Raw genomic sequence first — 5,925 nt, forward strand, 5'->3', positions numbered from 1 at the left:
CTTGCGCCTAATTGGCGCAAGGAAGGGGGCCTTCCTGTACTTGGGGAGTGCGACCCCGCACACGACGGGTCGATCAGGCAGTCGGTGCCCAGTACAGGAGCCGGTTCGGGGAACCGGAGCCCGGGTTGGTCACCTTGTTCGGGGTGGCCGCGTTGATGAGCGCGGTCGCCACCTGGGCGGGTGTGGCGGTCTTGTTGTTCTGCAGGAAGCGGGCCGCGACGCCGACCACGTGCGGGGTCGCCATCGAGGTGCCGCTGATGGTGTTGGTCGCGGTGTCATTGGTGTTCCACGACGACGTGATGCTCGTGCCCGGCGCGAAGATGTCCACGAGGCTGCCGTAGTTGGAGAAGCTGGAGCGCGCGTCGGTGTTGGTGGTCGAGCCGACGGTGATCGCCTGGGTCACGCGGGCGGGGGAGAAGCCCGAGGCGTTCGCGTTGGAATTCCCGGCGGCCACGCCGTAGGTGACGCCCGCGGCGATGGAGCGGCGGACGGCGTCGTCGAGGGTGGTGGAGGCGCCGCCACCGAGGCTCATGTTGGCCGCGGCGGGCTTGACGTGGTTCTTGGTGACCCAGTCGATGCCCGCGATGACACCGGCGGTGGTGCCGGAGCCGGAGTTGTTGAGCACGCGGACGCCGTAGACGGTGGCGCCCTTGGCGATGCCGTACTGCGAACCGGCGATCGTGCCCGCGACGTGGGTGCCGTGGCCGTTGCCGTCCTGGGCGACGGCGTCGTTGTCGACGAAGTCGTAGCCGTTGCGGGCGCGGCCGCCGAAGGTCTGGTGGCTGATCCGCACACCGGTGTCGATGACGTAGACGTTCACACCGGCGCCGGTCGAGGTGTAGCTGTAGCGCTGGTCGAGCGGGAGGTTGCGCTGATCGACGCGGTCGAGACCCCAGGACGGCGGGTTGACCTGCGTCGCGTCGGCGCGGACGACCTGGTTCTGCTCGACGGACACGACCGACGGGTCGGCGGCGAGCCGTTTGGCCTGCCGCTCCGACAGCGACGCGGAGAAGCCCTTGAGCGACGTGCTGTAGACCTGCTCCACCTTCGCGCCGAACCGGTCCGCCAGCGCGCCCACGACGCCGGTGTCCTTCAGCGTGACGATGTAGCTGTTCGGAATCGCTTCGGCTGATCCCGCGGCGAGGATCGTGCCCTCGGCGGCCTGGGCGGGAGCGGCGGTCACGGTAATCGCCACCGCGACCGCGCTCGCCAATCCAGCACCGGTCAGCCAACGCGCTTGTCTCGTCTCTCGCATGCTTTCGTCCTGTCATTCGCAGGGGGGACCGGCCGGTCAAGACCACAGCAGCGGTAAGGCGGTCCAGCTCGACCGCATGGGACGGCGCCTGCCGGATCCCACGAAGATCGAGGTTATTGAGCGTTTGACATGTCCGATATCGACCGAATGGGGCAGGCCCCGACCTTCGTCTGGCGGCCATTAGCGGCGGGGTGCCCTGCACGGAAAGTGCTCTCCTGCCCCTCCGTACCCTGTGAAGGGAACATCTGCCGATCATCTGGAGCCCGAATCCCGTGCCAGCCACTTCGAGCCTGCGAGCCGACTGCGGAAACTGTTTCGGCCTGTGCTGCGTCGTCCCGGCGTTCGCGGCGTCAGCCGATTTCGCGATCACCAAACCGGCGGGCCAGGCGTGCCCGAACCTGGGCGAGGACTCCCGGTGCGGCATCCACGACAAGCTCCGCACAAAGGGCTTCACGGGGTGCACGGTCTACGACTGCTTCGGCGCGGGCCAGAAGGTCTCACAGGTCACCTTCGACGGCGACGACTGGCGAAAGACCCCGAAGACGGCGAAGTCGATGTTCGCGGTCTTCCCGGTCATGCGGGATCTGCACGAACTGCTCTACTACCTCACCGAGGCGGCCGCGCTGCCGACGTCCGCGCCGATCCACGCAAACCTGACCGGGATGATCGACCGGACCGAGGGGATGACCCTGGAGAAGCCCGAGGTGATCCGGAAGCTGGCCGTCCACGAGCACCGAGGCGCTGTGAACGGCCTGCTCCTGCGTGCGAGCGAACTCGCCCGCGCCGAGGTGCCGGGTAAGAAGAAGGACCGGCGCGGCGCCGACCTCATCGGTGCGAAGCTCAAAGGCGCGAACCTGCGGGGTGCGCTGCTGCGCGGGGCGTACCTGATCGGGGCGGACCTGCGGGACGCCGATCTACGCCGGGCCGACGTCATCGGAGCCGATCTGCGCAACGCCGACATCCGGGGCACGGACTTCCGCGATGCCCTCTTCCTCATCCAGTCACAGCTGGACGCGGCGAAGGGCGACGCGACGACGAAGCTCCCGGAATCGTTGTCCCATCCCGCGCACTGGTAGTCCTTTCATCCTGTGTGGACGATCTCCTGCGCCCAGTCGTCGCGTGGTTGGGTGTGCAGGCGCCAGTAGTGCTCGGCGATGTCGTCGGGGTCGAACGGTGTCCCCTTCGCGACCGGGCCGGCGGCGGTCACCGTGGCGACGTATAGGCCGGTACGGCGTCAGGCATCCCGGGGGTGGGAGTGCCCAAAGTGCGCATCGGGTGAGCGGTTTGCCTGCCAGACTGACGCGTATGCGTGCCGATCGCCTGGTGGCCACCCTCCTGCTGATGCAGGCCCGCGGCCGTGTCACGGCCTCCGAACTGGCCGGCGAACTCGAGATCTCCGTCGCCACGGCCCGCCGCGACCTCGAAGCCCTGTCCTCAGCGGGTGTGCCGGTGTATCCGCAGCCGGGCCGGGGCGGCGGGTGGTCGCTGGTCGGTGGTGCCCGGACCGACCTGAGTGGACTGTCGGCAACCGAGGCGCAGGCGTTGTTCCTGCTCGCGGGACCCGCCGCGTCGGTATCGCCTGAGGTCAAATCAGCGCTGCGGAAACTGGTCCGCGCGCTGCCGGACACCTTCCGCGCCGACGCGCAGGCCGCGGCGGACGCGGTCGTCATCGACCCGTCCCGCTGGGGCGAGCGGGAGAAGGAACGGCCCGGACCGCTGACCGTGCTGCAGGCAGGCATCGTTCGCCGCCGCAAAGTCCGCTTCGGCTACGCGAAGAAAGGCGCCGAACCGGTCGAGCGGATCGTGGATCCGTGGGGGCTCGTGGACAAGGACGACCTCTGGTATCTCATCGCGGGCACCGAGAAGGGCAGACGGACCTTCCGTGTGGACCGCATGTCCGACGCGGAGGTGAGTGACCTGCCCGCCGAGCGGCCGGACGACTTCGAGCTGTCGCGGGCGTGGGAGCAGGTGGTCGACGAGGTGGAGCGGCGTCGCTCCGGACTCGACGCCACCGTGCTCATCGCCGAGCGGCACCTGCCGATCCTGCAGGACCACTTCGGACGGCAGTCCGTCGTGGAGGAGACACTCGACGACGGACGTGTCCGTGTCACCGTGTCGGCGCCGGTGGCGTGGATGATCGCTCAGCAGCTGGCAGGCTGGGGTTCGATGATCGAGGTGCTGGGCCCGACCTCGGTCCAGGACGAGCTCGCGCGGATCGGCGCGGAACTGGTCGAGCGTTACGCGACCCCGGTGCGGTAGCCCTGCGGGCTGACGCCGTGCTCGCGTTTGAACGCGGTGCTGAGCGCGAACGAACTGCCGTAGCCGACCTGCCGGGCGACCGCGCCGATCGTGACGTCCGGTTGCTGGCGCAGCAGATCCGCCGCGAGGGCGATCCGCCAGCTCGCGAGGTAGGACATCGGCGGCTCGCCGACGGCCGAGGTGAACCGCCGCGCGAAGGCGGCCCGCGAAACACCGGTGTCGGCCGCGAGGCTCGCCACCGTCCACGGTTCGGAAGGCCTGTGCTGCAACAGTTTCAGTGCACGCCCGACGACGGGGTCGCTATGCGCGCGGTACCAGGTGGGCGCGTCGGTGCCGGGCCGGTCGAACCAGGTGCGCAGCGCGGCGACCAGCAGCAGGTCGAGCAACCGGTCCAGCACGGCCTCCTGGCCGGGCGAGTCTTTGACGATCTCCCCGGCGAGCAGCGGCACGAGCGGGTTCTCCCAGTCCTCGTCCCGGACGACCAGCAGCGACGGCAGCGCGTTGAGAAGCCGCTTGCTGATCTCGCCTTCCAGCGGGTAGGTGCCGGTGAGCAGCACGACGGGACCCGCCGGGTCACCGCCCCAGGTGCGGACGCCGAGGTCGGACAGCTCGGTGAGGTGTTTCCCTTCCGGTGTCAGGCATTCCTGGCCCGGCATGATCATCGCCTGCGGCGGTGTGGCCGGGTCGTCCGCGACGAGATACGGGTCGGGTCCGCGGGCGATGGCGATGTCACCGGTCCCCAAGTGGACGGCGTCACCGTGATCGGGCACGACCCACGACTCGCCCCGCACCTGGGCCATCACCGTCAGCGGCGCCTCGTCCTCGATGCGCAGCGACCACGGCGGCGTCATGACCGACTTCAGCAGGAACGCGCCGCGGGCGCGGGGTCCGTCGAGCAGACCGGCGAGGGGATCCATCCGGCAAGTGTAGACGATGAAACATGGAACAGAGCCTTTCAGCTATGTTCCGTCTCATCCTGAGGCGCTTGACTAAGGGTATGACAAACACGAAGAACAACGAGACGGTCCTGGTCCTCGGTGCGACGGGCAAGACCGGGCGCCGGGTGGCGCAGCGGCTGACCGGACAGGGGATCGAGGTCCGGAAGGCCTCCCGGCCCGGCTTCGACTGGGACGACCGGTCGACCTGGACAGCGGCCGTCACCGGCATCAGCGCGGCGTACCTGACCTATTACCCCGACCTCGCCTTCCCCGGCGCCGCCGAGGCGATCCGCGACTTCTCGAAGCTTGCCGTGGAGCACGGTGTCCGGCGGCTGGTCCTGCTGTCCGGTCGCGGCGAGGAGGAAGCCGTGGTCAGCGAGCAGGGTGTGCGTGACTCCGGTGCCGAGTGGACGGTCGTGCGGGCCAGCTGGTTCGCGCAGAACTTCAGCGAGCACTTCCTGCTGGAACCGGTGCTCGCCGGCGAGATCGTGCTGCCGGCCGGGCACGTCACCGAGCCGTTCATCGACGTCGAGGACATCGTCGACGTCGTGGTGACGGCGCTCACCACCGATGGCCACGACGGGCTGATCTACGAGCTGACCGGGCCCCGGCTGCTGAGCTTCACCGACGCCGCCGAGGAAATCAGCAAGGTCGCGGGGCGGGTTGTCCAGTATGTTCCGGTTTCCGCGGCCGAGTTCGCGGCGGGCGCGGCCGAACAGGGCGTGCCCGAGGAGGAGATCGAGGGCCTGACCGACCTGTTCACCCGCGTCCTCGACGGCCGGAACGAATCACTGACCGGTGACGTCGAGAAGGTGCTGGGCAGGCCCGCGAGGGACTTCTCCGAGTACGCCGCGAAGGCAGCGGCGACTGGGGTCTGGAATCGATGAAACGAGCGGGAATTGGAAGGGAGGCGACAGGGATGTCGACGCTGAGCGAGATCGTCCTGATCGCGGCCGTGGTCGCGGCGGGGTTGATCGCGGGGTTGTTCTACGCCTACACCTGCTCGGTCATGCCGGGACTGGCACGGGCCGACGCCCGGACCTATGTGACCGGGATGCGGGAAATCAACATCGCGATCCTCAACGGCTGGTTCGCGTTGAGCTTCGGCGGGGCGCCGCTGCTCGCCGCGGTGGCGGCGGGGCTGCACTTCCGGTCCGAGCTGCGGTCCGCGCTGCCGTGGATCATCGCGGGATTCGTCCTGCTGCTGGTGATGGTGATCGTGACGATGGCGGTGAACGTGCCGCTGAACAACGCGCTCGAAGCCGGGTTCGACGGCGACAACACCGACTTCGAGGCGCTGCGGGCGAAGTTCGAGGGTGTCTGGGAACGGTGGAACCTGGTGCGGACGGTTGCCGGGATCGGCGGCTTCGGGGCTCTGGTGGCGGGGCTGATCGTGCACGCCCGCGCCTGACCGGTCGCCTCCACACGCGTCATGAGGGGTCCCCATAGGACAAATTTCGTCCTATGGGGACC

At 68.9% G+C, this 5,925-nt stretch carries 7 protein-coding genes; 4 read left to right on the plus strand and 3 right to left on the minus strand.

The window, feature by feature from the left end:
* Window positions 1-73: 73 nt before the first annotated feature.
* Window positions 74-1,255, minus strand: a complete 1,182-nt coding sequence (locus AB0M65_RS39880) for a S8 family peptidase (RefSeq protein WP_364040519.1) — start codon at window positions 1,253-1,255, stop codon at window positions 74-76.
* A 272-nt stretch (window positions 1,256-1,527) separates the two neighbouring features.
* On the opposite strand from AB0M65_RS39880, the gene AB0M65_RS39885 reads away from it, so the two are divergent.
* Window positions 1,528-2,331: a pentapeptide repeat-containing protein gene (locus AB0M65_RS39885; RefSeq protein WP_364040522.1), complete on the plus strand. Its 804-nt coding sequence runs from the start codon at window positions 1,528-1,530 to the stop codon at window positions 2,329-2,331.
* 5 nt (window positions 2,332-2,336) lie between these two features.
* On the opposite strand, the gene AB0M65_RS39890 is transcribed toward AB0M65_RS39885, so the two are convergent.
* A complete protein-coding gene (locus AB0M65_RS39890; protein ID WP_364040525.1) occupies window positions 2,337-2,462 on the minus strand; it encodes a hypothetical protein in 126 nt (41 codons plus the stop codon).
* Between the two features lie 98 nt (window positions 2,463-2,560).
* Here AB0M65_RS39890 and AB0M65_RS39895 point away from each other — a divergent pair, with 98 nt between their 5' ends.
* Window positions 2,561-3,514, plus strand: coding sequence for a WYL domain-containing protein (locus tag AB0M65_RS39895; RefSeq protein WP_364040528.1), 954 nt, complete (start codon window positions 2,561-2,563; stop codon window positions 3,512-3,514).
* Here AB0M65_RS39895 and AB0M65_RS39900 read toward each other — a convergent pair.
* Window positions 3,493-4,431 (minus strand): AraC family transcriptional regulator, encoded by a 939-nt coding sequence (locus AB0M65_RS39900; RefSeq protein ID WP_364040531.1) that lies wholly within the window; start codon window positions 4,429-4,431, stop codon window positions 3,493-3,495. The two genes, AB0M65_RS39895 and AB0M65_RS39900, sit on opposite strands and share 22 nt — an antisense overlap.
* A gap of 80 nt (window positions 4,432-4,511) precedes the next feature.
* Here AB0M65_RS39900 and AB0M65_RS39905 point away from each other — a divergent pair, with 80 nt between their 5' ends.
* On the plus strand, window positions 4,512-5,339 hold the full coding sequence (locus AB0M65_RS39905) for an NmrA family transcriptional regulator (RefSeq protein ID WP_364040534.1): 828 nt from the start codon (window positions 4,512-4,514) through the stop codon (window positions 5,337-5,339).
* Between the two features lie 32 nt (window positions 5,340-5,371).
* The gene (locus tag AB0M65_RS39910; protein ID WP_364040537.1) at window positions 5,372-5,863 is read left to right on the plus strand and encodes an anthrone oxygenase family protein; all 492 of its coding nucleotides are present in this window, start codon (window positions 5,372-5,374) and stop codon (window positions 5,861-5,863) included.
* Window positions 5,864-5,925: the final 62 nt, after the last annotated feature.

Origin of the sequence: Amycolatopsis sp. NPDC051071, from assembly GCF_040682875.1 — a bacterium.
In the GTDB taxonomy this organism is placed as follows: Bacteria; Actinomycetota; Actinomycetes; order Mycobacteriales; family Pseudonocardiaceae; genus Amycolatopsis.